At 59.9% G+C, this 16,887-nt stretch carries 16 protein-coding genes; 2 read left to right on the top strand and 14 right to left on the bottom strand.

Annotation, left to right across the window (positions count from 1 at the left end; translation table 11 throughout):
• Positions 1-77 precede the first annotated feature (77 nt).
• The 8 genes from NTD89_RS04695 to NTD89_RS04660 all read right to left on the bottom strand — a co-directional run bounded on the left by NTD89_RS04695 (position 78) and on the right by NTD89_RS04660 (position 9,330).
• Complete coding sequence (locus NTD89_RS04695) at positions 78-962, bottom strand: ABC transporter permease subunit (RefSeq protein WP_106575745.1); 885 nt, start codon at positions 960-962, stop codon at positions 78-80.
• A complete protein-coding gene (locus NTD89_RS04690; protein WP_145157884.1) occupies positions 959-1,879 on the bottom strand; it encodes an ABC transporter permease subunit in 921 nt (306 codons plus the stop codon). The genes NTD89_RS04695 and NTD89_RS04690 overlap by 4 nt, the downstream gene beginning before the upstream one ends.
• Entirely contained in the window at positions 1,876-3,018 is a 1,143-nt protein-coding gene (locus NTD89_RS04685) for an ABC transporter ATP-binding protein (RefSeq protein ID WP_065893882.1), read from the bottom strand. Before NTD89_RS04685 ends, NTD89_RS04690 begins: the two co-directional genes overlap by 4 nt.
• Before the next feature lie 72 nt (positions 3,019-3,090).
• Positions 3,091-4,185 (bottom strand): polyamine ABC transporter substrate-binding protein, encoded by a 1,095-nt coding sequence (locus NTD89_RS04680; protein WP_262206593.1) that lies wholly within the window; start codon positions 4,183-4,185, stop codon positions 3,091-3,093.
• A gap of 242 nt (positions 4,186-4,427) precedes the next feature.
• The gene (locus tag NTD89_RS04675) at positions 4,428-5,522 is read right to left on the bottom strand and encodes a polyamine ABC transporter substrate-binding protein (protein ID WP_106576071.1); all 1,095 of its coding nucleotides are present in this window, start codon (positions 5,520-5,522) and stop codon (positions 4,428-4,430) included.
• Positions 5,523-5,728: 206 nt separating this feature from the next.
• Positions 5,729-7,093, bottom strand: a complete 1,365-nt coding sequence (locus tag NTD89_RS04670) for an aspartate aminotransferase family protein (RefSeq protein WP_262206592.1) — start codon at positions 7,091-7,093, stop codon at positions 5,729-5,731.
• A gap of 59 nt (positions 7,094-7,152) precedes the next feature.
• Complete coding sequence (locus NTD89_RS04665; protein WP_017139534.1) at positions 7,153-8,511, bottom strand: glutamine synthetase family protein; 1,359 nt, start codon at positions 8,509-8,511, stop codon at positions 7,153-7,155.
• Between the two features lie 39 nt (positions 8,512-8,550).
• Positions 8,551-9,330: a gamma-glutamyl-gamma-aminobutyrate hydrolase family protein gene (locus NTD89_RS04660; protein ID WP_145157893.1), complete on the bottom strand. Its 780-nt coding sequence runs from the start codon at positions 9,328-9,330 to the stop codon at positions 8,551-8,553.
• Positions 9,331-9,608: 278 nt separating this feature from the next.
• Between NTD89_RS04660 and NTD89_RS04655 the strand changes: the two genes are divergently transcribed.
• Positions 9,609-10,985 (top strand): glutamine synthetase family protein, encoded by a 1,377-nt coding sequence (locus tag NTD89_RS04655; protein WP_145157896.1) that lies wholly within the window; start codon positions 9,609-9,611, stop codon positions 10,983-10,985.
• A gap of 247 nt (positions 10,986-11,232) precedes the next feature.
• Positions 11,233-11,862: a TetR/AcrR family transcriptional regulator gene (locus NTD89_RS04650; RefSeq protein ID WP_262206591.1), complete on the top strand. Its 630-nt coding sequence runs from the start codon at positions 11,233-11,235 to the stop codon at positions 11,860-11,862.
• Positions 11,863-11,992: 130 nt separating this feature from the next.
• On the opposite strand, the gene NTD89_RS04645 is transcribed toward NTD89_RS04650, so the two are convergent.
• The 6 genes from NTD89_RS04645 to ssuE form a co-directional block, all read right to left on the bottom strand.
• Complete coding sequence (locus NTD89_RS04645) at positions 11,993-12,208, bottom strand: molybdopterin-binding protein (protein WP_003213899.1); 216 nt, start codon at positions 12,206-12,208, stop codon at positions 11,993-11,995.
• Positions 12,209-12,227: 19 nt separating this feature from the next.
• Entirely contained in the window at positions 12,228-13,034 is an 807-nt protein-coding gene (ssuB, locus tag NTD89_RS04640) for an aliphatic sulfonates ABC transporter ATP-binding protein (RefSeq protein WP_106575750.1), read from the bottom strand.
• Complete coding sequence (gene ssuC, locus NTD89_RS04635) at positions 13,031-13,819, bottom strand: aliphatic sulfonate ABC transporter permease SsuC (protein WP_145157904.1); 789 nt, start codon at positions 13,817-13,819, stop codon at positions 13,031-13,033. Before ssuC ends, ssuB begins: the two co-directional genes overlap by 4 nt.
• Before the next feature lie 9 nt (positions 13,820-13,828).
• The gene (ssuD, locus tag NTD89_RS04630; RefSeq protein WP_145157907.1) at positions 13,829-14,977 is read right to left on the bottom strand and encodes an FMNH2-dependent alkanesulfonate monooxygenase; all 1,149 of its coding nucleotides are present in this window, start codon (positions 14,975-14,977) and stop codon (positions 13,829-13,831) included.
• A 25-nt stretch (positions 14,978-15,002) separates the two neighbouring features.
• Positions 15,003-15,971, bottom strand: coding sequence for a sulfonate ABC transporter substrate-binding protein (locus tag NTD89_RS04625; RefSeq protein WP_119737339.1), 969 nt, complete (start codon positions 15,969-15,971; stop codon positions 15,003-15,005).
• Between the two features lie 93 nt (positions 15,972-16,064).
• Positions 16,065-16,658 carry an NADPH-dependent FMN reductase gene (ssuE, locus tag NTD89_RS04620; protein ID WP_106575754.1) on the bottom strand — a complete coding sequence of 198 codons (594 nt, stop codon included), beginning with the start codon at positions 16,656-16,658 and terminating at the stop codon, positions 16,065-16,067.
• Positions 16,659-16,887 lie beyond the last annotated feature (229 nt).

The following is a 16,887-nucleotide window of genomic DNA, read 5'->3' as shown; positions in this document are numbered from 1 at the left end:
CAGTCGACTCATCTGTCGACTGACACACCGCTATCGCAGGCAAGCCAGCTCCCACATTTTTTACTCCACTGCGCCAGTTAGACCGGTGCAGGCGCCCGGCGCTTGTCTGGCTGCTGCCAGCCATCCGCTGCCGCTTCTTCAATCGCTTGCTGAATGGCTTTCTTGCGGTGCTCTTCGGCACGGCGGCTGAAGAACCACACCAGGAAGGTCACCAGCGACACCGCCAACAGAATCAGGCTGGCCACGGCATTGATCTCGGGTTTAACCCCAAGACGCACGGCCGAGAACACTTCCATCGGCAAGGTGGTCGAACCGGGGCCAGACACGAAGCTGGCCAGTACCAGGTCATCCAGCGACAGCGCGAACGACATCATGCCGCCCGCCGCCAACGAGGGCGCGATCATCGGGATGGTGATCAGAAAGAACACCTTCCAGGGCCGCGCCCCCAGGTCCATCGCCGCCTCTTCAATCGACAGGTCCAGCTCACGCAAGCGCGCCGACACCACCACCGCCACATACGCCGCACAGAACGTGGTGTGGGCGATCCAGATAGTCACGATGCCACGCTCCTGAGGCCAGCCGATCATCTGCGCCATGGCCACGAACAGCAGCAACAGCGACAGACCGGTGATCACCTCGGGCATGACCAGCGGCGCCGTCACCAGGCCGCCAAACAGCGTGCGGCCCTTGAAGTGGCTGATGCGCGTCAGCACGAACGCCGCCAACGTACCCAGCGCCACGGCGGCCACCGCCGTATAGCAGGCGATTTCCAGGGAGCGTGCCACCGAGCCCATCAACTGGGTGTTGTCCAGCAGGCCCACGTACCACTTGATCGACCAACCGCCCCATACCGTCACCAGCTTGGATTCGTTGAACGAGTAGATCACCAGGATCAGCATCGGCAGGTAGATGAACAGCAACCCCGCCACCAGCATGAAACTCGAGAAACTGAAGCGCTTCATATCTTGCCCTCCATCTCTTTGGCTTGGCTGCGGTTAAACAGGATGATCGGCACGATCAGGATCGCCAGCATCACCACCGCCAGGGCAGACGCCACCGGCCAGTCACGGTTGTTGAAGAATTCTTGCCACAGCACTTTACCGATCATCAGGGTTTCCGGGCCGCCGAGCAGTTCCGGGATCACGAACTCGCCCACCACCGGAATGAACACCAGCATGCAGCCGGCGATGATGCCGTTCTTGGACAGCGGCACGGTGATTTTCCAGAAGCTGTTGAAGGTGCTCGAGCCCAGGTCGGACGCGGCTTCCAGCAGGCTCTGGTCGTGTTTGACGAGGTTGGCGTACAGCGGCAGGATCATGAACGGCAGGTACGAATAGACCACGCCGATGTACACCGCGATGTTGGTGTTGAGGATCTGCAGCGGTTCGTTGATCAGCCCCATGGACATCAGGAAGCCGTTGAGCAAGCCGTTGTTGCTGAGGATGCCCATCCACGCATACACGCGGATCAGAATCGCGGTCCAGGTCGGCATCATGATCAGCAGCACCAGCACGGTCTGCATCTCTTTGCGTGCGCTGGCAATGGCGTAGGCCATCGGATAGCCGATCAACAGGCACAAAATCGTGCTGAAAAACGCCATCTTCAGCGAGCCCAGGTACGCGGCGATGTACAACTCGTCGTCGCCGAGCATCGCGTAGTTGCCCAGGTTGAGCACCAGTTGCAGCTTTTGTTCAACGAAGGTGTAGATCTCGGTGTAAGGCGGGATCGCTACGTCGGCTTCGGCAAAGCTGATCTTCAAGACGATGAAGAACGGCAGCGCGAAAAACAGGAACAGCCAGAGGAAAGGGATCCCGATGACCACATGCCGGCCACCGGGTGTTATTCGTTGCAGCTGGCGTTTGAACTTCTTCATATTCATGAGCGAAGCACCACGCCGCTGTCGTCTTCCCACCACACGTACACCTGGTCACCCCAGGTTGGGCGCTGACCACGGCGCTCGGCGTTGGCGACGAAGGACTGCACCAGCTTGCCGCTCGGCAGCTCGACGTAGAACACCGAGTGGCCGCCCAGGTAGGCGATGTCGTGCACCTTGCCGCTGGACCAGTTGTGTTCGCAGGTCGGCATTTGGGTGGTCACCAGCAGCTTTTCAGGGCGGATGGCGTAGGTCACCGACTTGTCTTCCACGGCAGTCGCGATGCCGTAACCCACGTAGATGTCGCGGTCCAGGTCCGGGCACTTGAGCACCGCGTGGCCTTCGGCGTCGTCCACCACTTGGGTGTCGAAGATGTTTACGTTGCCGATGAACTCGCACACCAGGCGGCTGGTTGGCGTTTCGTAAATGTCGATCGGGCTGCCGATCTGCGCGATCCAGCCCAGGTGCATGATCGCAATGCGTTCGGCCATGGTCATGGCCTCTTCCTGGTCGTGGGTCACCATCACGCAGGTCACGCCCACGCGCTCGATGATCTCCACCAGCTCCAGTTGCATCTGCGAACGCAGCTTCTTGTCGAGGGCGCCCATCGGCTCATCGAGCAGCAGCAGTTTCGGGCGCTTGGCCAGCGAGCGGGCCAGTGCCACACGCTGACGCTGACCACCCGACAGTTGATGCGGCTTGCGCTTGGCGTACTGGCTCATCTGCACCAGCTTGAGCATCTCGGCCACGCGGGCGTCGACTTCAGCCTTGGGGATCTTGTCCTGCTGCAGGCCGAACGCGATGTTCTGCGCGACCGTCATGTGCGGGAACAAGGCGTAGGACTGGAACATCATGTTGATCGGCCGCTCGTACGGCGGCATGTCGGTGATGTCCACACCGTCGAGGTAAATGCGACCTTCGGTTGGGCGCTCGAAGCCTGCGAGCATGCGCAGCAAGGTGGATTTGCCCGAACCCGAACCGCCGAGCAAGGCGAAGATCTCGCCTTTCTTGATTTCCAGGGACACATCGTCCACGGCAATCGTCTCGTCGAACTTCTTCGTGACCCGGTCGATTTTGACCAACACCTTTTTCGGTGTCTGGTCGCCCTCGAGGGCTTTCTTATAGGCGCCGGAGGCAACTGCCATTTACGAAACTCCCAACAAAATTTGAGGTTCGCCCAATACGGGCGAAACCTTGGATAGTTTGAGCTTTAAGCCTTACTTGCCCGTCTTGACCTTGGTCCAGCTACGGGTCATTAAACGCTGCACGTTCGGGGGTAACTCGAAGTTGACAAATGTACGGTCGAGAACCGCCTGCGGTGGGTAAACCGCTGCGTCGGTGCGTATCGATTGCTCCATCAGTTTGTCCGCCCCGGGGTTAGGGTTGGCGTAGCCGACGTAATCACTGACCTGAGCGATCACCTCAGGTTGCAGTAAATAGTTGATGTAGGCGTGGGCCTCTTTAACGTTGGTCGCGTCCGCCGGAATCGCCAGCACGTCAAACCACAGGTTGCCGCCTTCTTTCGGAATCGCGTAGGCGATTTTCACGCCCTTGCCCGCCTCGGCCGCGCGGGCCTTGGCCTGGAACACATCACCGGAGAAGCCTGCCGCCACGCAGATGTTGCCGTTGGCCAGGTCCGAGATGTACTTGGACGAGTGGAAGTAAGTCACGTAAGGACGCACTTTCAGCAGTTTCTCTTCGGCCTTTTTATAGTCGGCCGGGTTGGTACTGTTGGGGTTCAGGCCCATGTAGTTGAGCACCGCCGGCAGCATTTCATCGGCCGAGTCCATGAACGAGACGCCACAGGTGGCCAGCTTCTTCATGTTCTCCGGCTCGAACAGCACGGCCCAGGAATCGATATGGTCGACGCCCAGTACTTCTTTGACTTTGTCGACGTTGTAACCGATGCCGTTGGTGCCCCACAGATACGGCACGGCGTACTGGTTACCCGGATCGTTCTTTTCCAGACGCTTGAGCAGCGCCGGGTCGAGGTTTGCATAATTGCTCAGCAATGACTTGTCGAGCTTCTGGAACGCCCCGGCCTTGATCTGCTTGCCGAGGAAGTGGTTCGACGGCACGACCACGTCGTAACCGGTACGCCCGGCGAGCAACTTGCCTTCCAGGGTTTCATTGGAATCAAACACGTCATACACGGGTTTGATGCCGCTGGCCTTTTCGAAGTTGGCCAGGGTGTCGGGGCCGATGTAGTCCGACCAGTTATAAATATGCACAGTCGGCGCGGCCTGCACGCTGACAGCCAGCGTGATACCTGCACCCACCAGCACGGCTTTGCGAAATAAAGAAATTGGCAAGTGGAGGTCCTCTTAAATAGTTGGGCCTTAAAGTTGTTGCCCGGCAACAAAACCGGCGCGCAACTTACCCTCGATAAACCGATCCGGCAAAACTTTCTGTCATTTAATTTGTGGGAGTCGGTCTAGGTGGGAGCGGGCTTGCTCGCGAAGGCGGTGTGTCAGCCAGCAGGTGTATCAACTGATACACCGCTTTCGCGAGCAAGCCCGCTCCCACACAAGCCCCCTCCCACAGGGTTTAAGGCTTATTTACCCGATTTGATTTTGGTCCAGCTGCGGGTCATTTCACGCTGAGTTGCAGCCGGCAAGTCAGCAATGGCGTAGAGCTTGGCTTGCACATCGGCGGACGGGTAGATGCCCGGGTCGCTGGTGATGTCTTTGTCGACCAGTGGGGTCGCTTTCTCGTTACCGTTCGGGAAACGTACGCTGTTGGTGATGGCAGCCATGACTTTCGGCTCCAGCAGGTAGTTCATGAACTTGTAAGCAGCGTCGACGTTTTCGGCATCTTTAGGGATGGCGACCATGTCATAGAAACTGCCGGCGCCTTCTTTCGGAATGTCGTAGGCCACCTTGACCTTGCCACCGGCTTCAGCCGCGCGGGATTTGGCCTGCTGGATGTCACCCGAGTAGCCCACGGCTACGCAGATGTTGCCGTTGGCCAGGTCCGAGATGTACTTGGACGAGTGGAAGTAGCCAATCGATGGGCGCAGCTTGAGGAACAGGTCCTCGGCTTGCTTGAGGTCGGCCTTTTTCTGGGTGTCGGTCGGCAGGCCCAGGTAATGCAGCGCCACCGGCAGCATTTCGGTTGGCGAATCCAGGAAGCTCACGCCGCAGCCTTTCAGCTTGGCGAGGTTCTCCGGCTTGAGGATGGTGTCCCAGGATTCGATCTTGTCGATGCCCAGTGCAGCCTTGACCTTCTCCGGGTTGTAGCCGATACCGATCGAGCCCCACATGTACGGGAAGGCGTGCTTGTTGTCCGGGTCGCTGACCGACACGGCCTTGAGCAGGGATTTGTTCAGGTTGTCGTAGTTGGACAGCTTGGACTTGTCCAGCTCCTGATAGACACCGGCCTTGATCTGCTTGGCGAGGAAGTTGTTCGACGGTACGACAATGTCGTAACCGGACTTGCCTGCCAACAACTTGGCTTCCAGCGTCTCGTTGCTGTCGAAAACGTCGTACACCACTTTAATGCCCGACTCTTTTTCAAAGTTGGCGATGGTGTCCGGTGCAATGTAGTCGGACCAGTTATAGACGTGCAGCACTTTATCGTCTGCCTGGGCCGCGCCCGCCATTGCGCCCAACAGGGACAAGGCGAGGAGGGTCTTGCCAGCGTTCTTCAAACCTAATGCCTTCATTTGGTGATGCTCCAATTTTTCTTTTTTGGGCCACATTTTTTACACGTTCAGCGGCCCTTCCAAAGGGCAACAAAACAGGGCGACAGTCTGGCAAGTTCAGGGGCCGGCTTTCAACCAAAGCACCCTTATTACTGCGTTTTTGTAACTGCCCGGACGCAGCGCCCGAAGCCGCTGCGCCCTGAGCCTAGCACTTAGCCCTGCAATGCCGCCAAAGTCAGGTCCAGGCACTGGCGAGCCTTGGTGACCAGTTCGTCGATTTCCGCCTTGCTGATCACCAGCGACGGCGAAATGATCATGGTGTCGCCCACGGCGCGCATGATCAGGCCGTTATCGAAGCAGAACGTGCGGCAGATCATGCCCACGCCACGGCCTTCGTAACGTTTGCGCGTGGCCTTGTCCTGCACCAGCTCAATCGCCCCGAGCATGCCGACTCCGCGAACTTCACCCACCAACGGGTGATCAGCCAGTTCCCTCAGTCGTTTCTGCAAATACGGTGCCGTTTCTTCGTGCACACGATTAACGATTTTTTCATCGCGCAGGATGCGGATGTTTTCCAGCGCCACAGCTGCCGCTACCGGGTGACCGGAATAGGTGAAACCGTGGTTGAAATCGCCGCCTTCATTGAGCACGGCGACCACGTCGTCGTGCACGATCAGGCCGCCCATGGGGATGTAACCCGAGGTCAGGCCCTTGGCGATGGTCATCATGTGCGGCTTGAGGTCGTAGAAGTCGCTGCCGAACCACTCACCGGTACGGCCGAAACCGCAGATCACTTCGTCAGCAACAAACAGGATGTCGTACTTGGCGAGGATTTCCTTGATGCGCGGCCAGTAGGTTGCTGGCGGCACGATCACGCCACCGGCGCCCTGGATCGGCTCGGCAATAAAGGCACCGACGTTGTCCACGCCCACTTCCAGAATCTTCTCTTCCAACTGGTTGGCGGCCCACACCCCGAACTCTTCCGGGCTCATGTCGCCGCCTTCGCCATACCAGTAAGGCTGGGCGATGTGGGTGATGCCCGGGATCGGCAAGTCGCCCTGTTCATGCATGTAGGTCATGCCGCCCAGGCTGGCGCCGGCCACGGTAGAGCCGTGGTAGCCATTCTTGCGGCTGATGATGGTTTTCTTGTTCGGCTGGCCTTTGACCGCCCAGTAGTGGCGGACCATGCGCAACATGGTGTCGTTGCCTTCGGAGCCGGAGCCGGTAAAGAACACGTGGTTCATGCCGGCCGGCGCAATGTCCGAAATCACCTTGGCCAGCTCCAGCACCGGCGGGTGAGCGGTCTGGAAGAACAGGTTGTAGTACGGCAGTTCTTTCATTTGCTTGGCGGCGGCGTCAGCCAGTTCATCGCGACCGTAACCGATCGCCACGCACCACAGGCCGGCCATGCCGTCGAGGATCTTGTTGCCTTCGCTGTCCCACAGGTAAACGCCGTGGGCTTTGGTGATGATCCGTGGGCCTTTCACTTTCAATTGCTTGAAGTCACTGAACGGCGCCAGGTGGTGATCGTTGCTCAAGGCTTGCCATTCACGGGTTTGCGGGTTGTTGCTGGACATACCAATCTCCTAGACTTTTTCAGGTGAGGGCGCGCCAATCCTGCGGCGCGCCCGGCGCATCAGACGGCGAAGAGCAGGAATTCCCGCTCCCATGAACTGATCACGCGCTTGAAGTTTTCATGCTCGGCCCGCTTGACCGCGACGTAGCCTGTGATGAATTTTTGACCCAGGTATTTCTCGATGGTCTTGCTGTTTTCCATGCGTTCCAGGGCGTCTTCGATGGTCAACGGCAGGCGCAGGTTGCGCCGCTCGTAGCCACGACCCACCACAGGCGCGCTCGGGTTATGGCCTTCGACCATGCCGATGTAGCCGCACAACAGGCTGGCGGCAATCGCCAGGTACGGGTTGGCGTCGGCGCCGGGCAGGCGGTTTTCGACGCGACGGTTCTGCGGGCCGGCATCCGGCACGCGCAAGCCCACGGTGCGGTTCTCTTCGCCCCACTCCACGTTGACCGGCGCCGAGGTGTCGGGCAGGAAGCGGCGGAACGAGTTCACGTTGGGCGCAAACAGCGGCAGCAATTCAGGGATGAATTTTTGCAGGCCGCCAATGTGGTTAAGGAACAGCTGGCTCATGGTCCCGTCTTCATTGGAGAAGACGTTCTTGCCGGTGGCGATGTCGATGATGCTCTGGTGCAAGTGCATCGCGCTGCCGGGCTCACCGGTCATCGGCTTGGCCATGAAGGTGGCGGCCACGTTGTGCTTGAGCGCGGCTTCACGCATGGTGCGCTTGAACACCAGGATCTGGTCGGCCAGGGACAGGGCATCGCCGTGACGGAAGTTGATTTCCATCTGCGCCGTGCCGTCCTCGTGGATCAGCGTGTCGAGGTCCAGCTCCTGCAGCTCGCACCAGTCGTAGACGTCTTCGAACAATGGGTCGAATTCGTTGGCCGCTTCTATAGAGAAGGATTGGCGACCGGTCTCCGGGCGCCCGGAACGGCCGATCGGCGGTTGCAGCGGGAAGTCCGGGTCTTCGCAGCGTTTGGTCAGGTAGAACTCCATCTCCGGCGCCACGATGGGCTGCCAGCCTCTGTCGGAGTACAACTTGAGGACTTTCTTGAGCACGTTGCGCGGCGACAGCTCGATCGGGTTGCCTTGCTTGTCGTAGGTGTCGTGAATCACCTGGGCGGTGGGCTCGATGGCCCAGGGCACCAGGAATACGGCGTTCTGGTCCGGGCGGCAGATCATGTCGATGTCGGCCGGGTCGAGCAATTCGTAATAGATGTCGTCCTCGACATAGTCGCCGGTCACGGTCTGCAACAGAACGCTCTCGGGCAGGCGCATGCCTTTTTCGGCGATGAACTTGTTGGTCGGCGAGATCTTGCCCCGGGTGATGCCGGTGAGGTCGCCAATCATGCATTCGACTTCTGTGATCTTGTGGTCTTTCAACCAATCGGTGAGCTGGTCGAGGTTGTTACTCATAAATGCCTCTGGGCTGTGTTTCCTGACATCCATTAAAGGTCAGGCGTAAGTTGACGCAGCATCCGCGTCGCGTTGCATCGCCCGCTGTCGACAGGCCGAACCAAAGGCCTGGAAGATCGCGAGGTAGTGCGGGTTAGAGCTTACCTGCCATTCGGGGTGCCATTGCACTCCTAAAGCAAAAGCCTTGCCCGCGGTGTAAGAAAAAGCTTCGATCAACCCATCAGGCGCGGTGGCTTCGACCTGCAAACCGGGCGCCAGGCGGTCAACGCCCTGGCTGTGAATCGAGTTGACCTGGATCGTCTGCGGCAAACCCAGGCTTGCCAATACCCCATTCGGGGAGATCGCCACGGCGTGCGCCGGGCCGTACTGAACGTCCAGCGGCTGAGTGTCGTCTTCGCGGTGATCCATCATGCCCGGCACTTCATGAACCTTCTGGTGCAGGCTGCCGCCAAACGCCACGTTCATTTCCTGGAACCCACGGCAGATGCCCAGCACCGGCACGCCTGCCGCAATCGCGGCACGCAGCAACGGCAAGGTGGTCTGGTCGCGTGCAGAATCATGAGCAGTCCCGGGCGCGCTGGCCGGACCGTCGTAATGAAAGGGTTCGATATTGGAAGGAGAGCCGGTAAATAGAATGCCATCCAGGCCGTCAAAAATATTGGCCGGGTCGAGCAGATCGCCCAAGGATGGAATGATCAATGGCAAGCCCTTGGCAGCGGTGGCCACTGCACGGACGTATTTGTCGCCACTGATGTGATAAGCATGCAGACCGACCTGTTTGGAGCAGGCGGTGACGCCGATTAACGGCAGGCGAGACATGAAGCACCCCGGTATTATTGCTGTTATGGGTTTGAATCGAGCTTAGCCTTGTTCATTTTTTTACACAACACCCCCGTAAAAAATACAACACGGCCCGCTCAAGCCTGCTAGTCCCAAGCCCTCCAAACCCAAAAAACCGCCCCAAAAAGCCCCAAAAAAGGCCTCATGGCGCTTTTTTAGGGCAAAAAAGGCCTCGCTTGACTTCGGCATGCCGTTCGGGTTGACTGAAACCAGAAAAGATCAATGATTGATATTTTTAACAACAAAGGTGTTGCATCATGTCGGTACCCCCGCGTGCCGTTCAGCTTAACGAAGCGAACGCGTTCCTTAAGGATCATCCTGAGGTTCTGTACGTAGACCTTCTAATTGCGGATATGAATGGTGTGGTGCGCGGCAAGCGCATCGAACGCACCAGCCTCCACAAGGTTTACGAGAAGGGCATTAACCTGCCTGCCTCTTTATTTGCCCTGGATATCAACGGCTCGACGGTGGAAAGCACCGGCCTGGGTCTGGACATCGGTGATGCTGACCGAATCTGTTATCCGATCCCCGACACCCTGTGCAATGAACCCTGGCAAAAGCGCCCCACCGCGCAACTGCTGATGACCATGCACGAACTTGAAGGTGAACCTTTCTTCGCTGATCCTCGCGAAGTACTCCGCCAAGTTGTCAGCAAATTCGACGACCTCGGTCTGACCATCTGCGCCGCCTTCGAGCTTGAGTTCTACCTGATCGACCAGGAGAACGTGAACGGCCGCCCCCAACCACCTCGCTCGCCGATCTCCGGCAAACGCCCGCACTCGACCCAGGTCTACCTGATCGACGACCTCGACGAATACGTCGACTGCCTCCAGGACATTCTGGAAGGGGCCAAAGAGCAAGGCATCCCTGCCGACGCCATCGTCAAGGAAAGTGCCCCGGCGCAGTTCGAAGTGAACCTGCACCACGTGGCCGACCCGATCAAGGCTTGCGACTACGCAGTTCTGCTCAAGCGCCTGATCAAGAACATCGCCTACGACCATGAGATGGACACCACCTTCATGGCCAAGCCTTACCCGGGCCAGGCAGGCAACGGCTTACACGTACACATTTCGATCCTGGACAAGGACGGCAAGAACATCTTTGCCAGCGAGGATCCCGAGCAGAACGCCGCATTGCGTCACGCGATCGGCGGTGTGCTCGAGACCCTACCCGCCCAAATGGCGTTCCTGTGCCCCAACGTCAACTCCTACCGTCGTTTCGGCGCACAGTTCTACGTGCCGAACTCGCCGTGCTGGGGCCTGGATAACCGCACCGTGGCGATCCGCGTACCGACCGGCTCGTCCGATGCCGTACGTATCGAACACCGCGTGGCCGGCGCCGACGCCAACCCTTACCTGCTGATGGCTTCGGTCCTGGCAGGCGTGCACCACGGTCTGACCAACAAGATCGAACCGAGCGCACCCGTGGAAGGCAACAGCTACGAGCAGAACGAACAAAGCCTGCCGAACAACCTGCGCGATGCCCTGCGCGAGTTGGACGACAGCGAGGTGATGGCCAAGTACATCGATCCCAAGTACATCGATATCTTCGTTGCCTGTAAGGAAAGTGAGCTGGAGGAGTTTGAACACTCCATCTCCGACCTTGAGTACAACTGGTACTTGCATACCGTGTAAGCGGTTGCGGTGGGCAAGCTTTCTGTGGCGAGCAGGCTTGCCCTGCGTTGGGCTGCGAAGCGGCCCTAAAACCGGACGCCGAGTTCTTGCTGAAGGAACTCGGCGTTTCTATTGGGGCTGCTTCGCAGCCCAGCGCAGGGCAAGCCTGCTCGCCACAACAAGACTGATCCCCAGCCCCCACCTCATCCCAGGTATGGATCATCCACTGGCTCTGCGTACAATGCGCTCTGCCTTGTAGGAGACTTCCATGACTACCCGCCCCGCCCCTCCTCGCAAACCCCGCGCCCGCAGCCAGGCCCGGATCGATGCGATCCTCGACGCCGCCCGCACCTTGCTGGCGACCCAAGGCGTGGCCAGTCTGTCGATCTACAGCGTGGCCGAGCGCGCGCAGATTCCACCCTCGTCGGTGTACCACTTCTTTGCCAGCGTGCCGGCGTTGCTGGAAGCCCTGACGGCCGATGTGCACGCGGCGTTCCGGGCGGCGATCCAGGCGCCCATCGAGCACGAGCCACTCAAGCACTGGCGTGACCTGTCCTGCATCGTCGAGCAACGCATGCTCAGCATCTACGACCGTGACGCCGCCGCACGCCAATTGATCCTGGCCCAGCACGGGCTGACCGAAGTGACCCAGGCGGACCGTCAGCATGATCTGGAATTGGGGGATTTGATGCTGGAGGTGTTCAATCGTCACTTCCAAGTGCCGACGTTGCCCACCGATGTGGATGTGTTTGCCCTGGCGCTGGAACTGAGCGACCGCGTTTACGCGCGCTCGGTGCATCAGCACGGGCAGATTACGCCGCGCATGGCCGAGGAAGGAATGCGGGTGTTTGATGCGTATGTCGGGCTTTATTTGCCGGCGTATTTACCCAAGCGGTAAGGCTCGTGGTGACTGGGCCGGCCTCTTCGCGAGCGAGCCCGCTCCCACACTTGACCGAGTTCCAACGCTGGAATGCATTCAAATGTGGGAGCGGGCTTGCTCGCGAAGGCGGCCTCCAGAGCGACGACAATCACAACTTAGCGATCGACACCTCGGTGGACTTAACAAAAGCAATCACTTCGCTGCCAATCACCAACTCCAGCTCTTTGACCGAGCGGGTAGTGATCACGGAGGTCACGATACCGGACGCCGTCTGCACGTCGATTTCCGACAGTACGTCGCCTTCGACGATTTCCTTGATAGTGCCTTTGAACTGGTTACGTACGTTGATGGCTTTGATAGTCATGATGGTTTTCCTCTATGAGTTATTGGGCCCAACGCAATTGCGTAGGCAGCGGTGAAACAGGTTCGGGTTCCGGCGGCGTGCCGGGCAACGACAGCACACGGTTGAGCACTTCGGCTTCCAGCGCCGCCAGGCGATGTGAGCCCCGGGCGCGTGGGCGCGGCAGGTCGACGATCAGGTCGAGACCGATCTCGCCGTCCTCGATCAGAATCACCCGGTCGGCAATCGCCACGGCTTCGCTGACGTCGTGGGTCACCAGCAACACGGTGAAGCCGTGCTTCTGCCACAGGTTTTCGATCAGTTGCTGCATCTCGATACGGGTCAGGGCATCCAGCGCACCCAGCGGCTCATCCAGCAGCAGCAGGCGCGGCTGGTGAATCAACGCGCGGGCCAGCGCCACACGCTGCTTCTGGCCACCGGACAAGGCCGCCGGCCACTCGTTGGCACGCTCGGCCAGGCCAACCGCTTCCAGCGCTTCAAGCGCCTTGGGACGCCAGTTGCCCTTCAGACCCAGACCCACGTTGTCGATGATTTTTTTCCACGGCAGCAGGCGCGCTTCCTGGAACATCAACCGCGTGTCTTCAATTGCATCGCCGAGTGGCGCGGAGCCCGCCAGCAGCTCACCGCCGCTGGCTTTGTCCAGGCCAGCCAGCAAGCGCAGCAAGGTACTTTTGCCGCAGCCGCTGCGCCCCACCACCGCCACGAACTGGCCAGCGGGAATGTGCAGATCAATCTCTTTAAGTACTTCCCGCGCACCAAAGGCCTTGCGCAATTTGCGCACCGCCAGCGGGATGCCCTTGAGCAGGCGCGGAGGTTGTTGAGCCGTCATGCCGCACCTCCTTTATTCACTTGATAGGCCGGGTGCCAGCGCAGCCACACACGCTCCAGGCCACGCGCGGCCAGGTCGGCCAGCTTGCCGAGGATGGCGTACATGACGATGGCCAACACCACCACGTCGGTTTGCAGAAATTCACGCGCATTCATCGCCAGGTAACCGATGCCGGAGCTGGCCGAGATGGTTTCCGCCACGATCAGCGTCAACCACATAAAGCCCAGGGCAAAGCGCACCCCCACCAGGATCGACGGCAGCGCGCCCGGCAGGATCACCTGACGGAACAGGCTGAAGCCGGACAAGCCGTAGCTGCGCGACATTTCCACCAGCGCCGGGTCGACGTTGCGGATGCCGTGATAGGTGTTCAGGTAAATCGGGAACAGCGTGCCGAGGGCGACCAGGAAAATCTTCGCGGTCTCGTCAATGCCGAACCACAGGATCACCAGCGGAATCAGTGCCAGGTGCGGCACGTTGCGGATCATCTGCACCGAGCTGTCCAGCAGGCGCTCGCCCCATTTCGACAGGCCGGTGATAAAGCCCAGGGCCAGACCGATGCTGCCACCGATCACAAAACCCAGGCCGGCACGCCAGCCGCTGATGGCCAGGTGTTTCCAGATTTCACCGGTGCGCACCAGGTTGACCCCGGCTTCGATCACAGCGCTCGGCGCCGGCAGAATGCGCGTCGACAACCAGCCCGCCGATACCGACAGCTGCCACACCGCCAGCAACAGAATCGGTAGCACCCAAGGCGCGACACGATGGCTTAATTTTTCATAGTTCATGACTACGCCTCAGCTCTGCGACGCAGCTTTGGGAAGGATGTCGTTGGCGACCATCTCGCCGAACGGGCTGACGTAACCGGCGCTTTTCGGCAGCTCGGGACGTTCGATATCCAAGTGCGGGAACAGCAGTTCGGCAACCCGATACGACTCTTCCAGGTGTGGATAACCGGAGAAGATGAACGTGTCGATGCCCAGCGCAGCGTATTCATTGACGCGTGCCGCGACGGTCGGGCCATCGCCCACCAGCGCGGTGCCTGCGCCGCCACGTACCAGGCCAACGCCGGCCCACAGGTTGGGACTGACTTCGAGGTTGTCGCGGTTGCCGCCGTGCAAGGCGGCCATGCGCTGCTGACCCACGGAGTCGAAGCGTGCGAGAGAAGCCTGGGCACGGGCGATGGTCTCGTCATCCACATGGGAGATCAGTTTGTCCGCGGCTTTCCATGCTTCGTCGTTGGTCTCGCGCACGATCACATGCAGGCGAATGCCAAAGCGCACGGTGCGCCCGAGCTTCGCGGCCTTGGCGCGCACCTGTTCGATTTTTTCCGCGACCGCCGCCGGTGGTTCGCCCCAGGTCAGGACCATTTCAACCTGTTCGGCTGCCAGGTCCTGGGCCGCTTCGGAAGAACCGCCGAAGTACAGCGGCGGACGCGGTTGCTGGATCGGCGGGTAGAGCAATTTGGCACCTTTAACGCTGATGTGCTCGCCGTCGTAGTCCACGGTTTCGCCTTCGAGCACGCGGCGCCAGATGCGCGTGAATTCCACCGAGGCCTGGTAGCGCTCTTCGTGGCTGAGGAACAAGCCGTCGCCGGCCAGTTCTTCCGGATCACCGCCGGTGACCAGGTTGAACAGCGCACGACCGCCGGACAGGCGATCCAGAGTCGCGGCCTGACGTGCAGCCACCGTCGGGGAAATGATCCCGGGGCGCAGAGCCACAAGGAATTTCAAGCGCTGGGTCACCGGGATCAGTGAGGCGGCCACCAGCCACGAGTCTTCGCAGGAGCGGCCGGTGGGAATCAGCACACCGCCAAAACCCAGCCGGTCAGCGGCCTGGGCCACTTGCTGCAGATAACCGTGATCGACGGCGCGAGCGCCTTCGGCGGTGCCAAGGTAATGGCCGTCGCCGTGGGTAGGCAGGAACCAGAAAATATTGAGGCTCATGGAGTTGTCTCCTGAAGAAATCGGATTACGGCGCTGTGGCAACGGCGGCGGGTGGCGTCCAGATCACGTCCTTGATGTTCAAGGGTTTGGGGATCAGTTTGAGCTGGTAGAAGCTGTCGGCGATTTTCTGCTGGGCGGCGACCACGTCCGGGGTCAGGAACAGCGCGCCGTAGCCCTGGCGCTTCACCGAGGTCAGGGTGATGTCAGCCGGCAGGCCAAGCAGCGGTGCGACTTGCTCGGTGACTTCCTGCGGGTTGGCCTTGGACCATTCGCCCACTGCGCGCACTTCTTCCACCAGCGCCTTGATCACTTCAGGGTGCTGCGTGGCGTACGGCTTGGTGGCCAGGTAGAACTGGTGGTTGTCGGCGATGCCGGTGCCGTCCCGCAGGGTGCGTGCCTGCAGTTGTTTCTCGGCGGCAGCCTGGTACGGGTCCCAGATCACCCAGGCGTCGACGCTGCCACGCTCGAACGCGGCGCGGGCATCGGCGGGCGGCAGGAACACGGTCTGCACGTCGGTGTATTTCAGGCCGGCATCTTCCAGCGCACGCACCAGCAGGTAGTGCACGTTGGAGCCTTTATTGAGCACGATTTTCTTGCCCTTGAGCTCGGCCACGGATTTGATCGGCGAGTCTTTCGGCACCAGGATCGCTTCGCTGGTCGGCGCCGGCGGCTCGTAAGCCACGTAGAGCAGATCGGCACCGGCCGCCTGAGCGAAGACCGGCGGGGTTTCGCCGGTAACGCCGAAGTCGATGGAGCCGACGTTCAGGCCTTCGAGCAGTTGCGGGCCACCGGGGAATTCAGTCCATTGCACCTGCACGCCTTGGGCGGCCAGGCGTTTTTCCAGAGTGCCCTTGGCTTTGAGCAGCACCAGCGTGCCGTACTTCTGATAGCCGATCCGCAGGGTTTCGGCGGCTTGGGCTTGAACCATGGCGCCGAAGGACACAGCCGCAACAAACAGTGCGACCAGACCACGACGCAAGATGACAGTGCGCATGGCGCTCTCTCCAAAAATGCGATGAGGGGGTTGGCTGCACCTGCTTGGCCGTTGGCGGCTGAGTAAGGTGAGTACTACAAAATCCGGTGAGGCTTAAATGCTCCAGCGAGCACTCAACAAACGTTCATTCAACACATTGGGGTCCAGCGGTTTGGGGCGACGGGCCATGGCGCTATAGAACGTCTCCAGGGCCTCGTGCAAACGCTGTTCAAGCACGGGCACCAGCTGCGCCTGGGCGCTGCCTTCGGCATAAGCGATCTGGCTGTCCTCGGCAAAAATGCCGTGGAGCAATTCCTGGGCCTTGAGGGCCGACAGCACGGGCTTCAGTGCGTAGTCCACCGCCAGCATGTGCGCGATGCTGCCGCCCGTGGCCATGGGCAATACGATCTTGTGGGCCAGGGCGCGTTCGGGCAGCAGATCCAGCACGGTTTTCAGCGCGCCGGAGAACGAGGCTTTGTACACCGGCGTGGCAATGACCAGGCCGTCGGCGTTGGCGACCTGTTGCAGCAGGTCGATGACCTTAGGGCTGTCGAAGCGCGCATGCAGCAAGTCTTCGGCCGGGAAGTCCCGTATCTGATAACTCACCACTTCCACGCCTTTGTCTTGCAGCCACTGACGGGTTTTTTCCAGCAAGACCCCGGAGCGGGAACGCTGGCTGGGACTGCCTCCAAGTGTTACGACCAGCATGCAGGTATTCCTTGAGCAAGTGTCGGCGGTTCGCTGTGTGGCGATGGCGCCAAGATGGGACAGACCATATCAGGTGATTTATATATCTATAAATCTTATTTTTTCATTTGTTTATTCTATAAATGCATATGAACTTTATAAATCCTGGGGCGAAAAAAAAGGCCGTCGAAACGGCCTGAAAACCCCTGCTATGTGATTCGGCTTTAACTTGAATTCGGTGGTGCATGTA

Source organism: Pseudomonas sp. 14P_5.3_Bac1, from assembly GCF_025466135.1.
Lineage (GTDB): Bacteria > Pseudomonadota > Gammaproteobacteria > Pseudomonadales > Pseudomonadaceae > Aquipseudomonas.
This window is presented reverse-complemented; position numbering and strand designations above follow the sequence as displayed.

Coding starts and splice junctions, on each gene's coding strand:
- NTD89_RS04695 (WP_106575745.1), bottom strand. CDS start 962: ATGAAGCGCTTCAGTTTCTCGAGTTTCATGCTGGTGGCGGGGTTGCTG.
- NTD89_RS04690 (WP_145157884.1), bottom strand. CDS start 1,879: ATGAATATGAAGAAGTTCAAACGCCAGCTGCAACGAATAACACCCGGT.
- NTD89_RS04685 (WP_065893882.1), bottom strand. CDS start 3,018: ATGGCAGTTGCCTCCGGCGCCTATAAGAAAGCCCTCGAGGGCGACCAG.
- NTD89_RS04670 (WP_262206592.1), bottom strand. CDS start 7,093: ATGTCCAGCAACAACCCGCAAACCCGTGAATGGCAAGCCTTGAGCAAC.
- NTD89_RS04665 (WP_017139534.1), bottom strand. CDS start 8,511: ATGAGTAACAACCTCGACCAGCTCACCGATTGGTTGAAAGACCACAAG.
- NTD89_RS04660 (WP_145157893.1), bottom strand. CDS start 9,330: ATGTCTCGCCTGCCGTTAATCGGCGTCACCGCCTGCTCCAAACAGGTC.
- NTD89_RS04655 (WP_145157896.1), top strand. CDS start 9,609: ATGTCGGTACCCCCGCGTGCCGTTCAGCTTAACGAAGCGAACGCGTTC.
- NTD89_RS04650 (WP_262206591.1), top strand. CDS start 11,233: ATGACTACCCGCCCCGCCCCTCCTCGCAAACCCCGCGCCCGCAGCCAG.
- NTD89_RS04645 (WP_003213899.1), bottom strand. CDS start 12,208: ATGACTATCAAAGCCATCAACGTACGTAACCAGTTCAAAGGCACTATC.
- ssuB (WP_106575750.1), bottom strand. CDS start 13,034: ATGACGGCTCAACAACCTCCGCGCCTGCTCAAGGGCATCCCGCTGGCG.
- ssuC (WP_145157904.1), bottom strand. CDS start 13,819: ATGAACTATGAAAAATTAAGCCATCGTGTCGCGCCTTGGGTGCTACCG.
- ssuD (WP_145157907.1), bottom strand. CDS start 14,977: ATGAGCCTCAATATTTTCTGGTTCCTGCCTACCCACGGCGACGGCCAT.
- NTD89_RS04625 (WP_119737339.1), bottom strand. CDS start 15,971: ATGCGCACTGTCATCTTGCGTCGTGGTCTGGTCGCACTGTTTGTTGCG.
- ssuE (WP_106575754.1), bottom strand. CDS start 16,658: ATGCTGGTCGTAACACTTGGAGGCAGTCCCAGCCAGCGTTCCCGCTCC.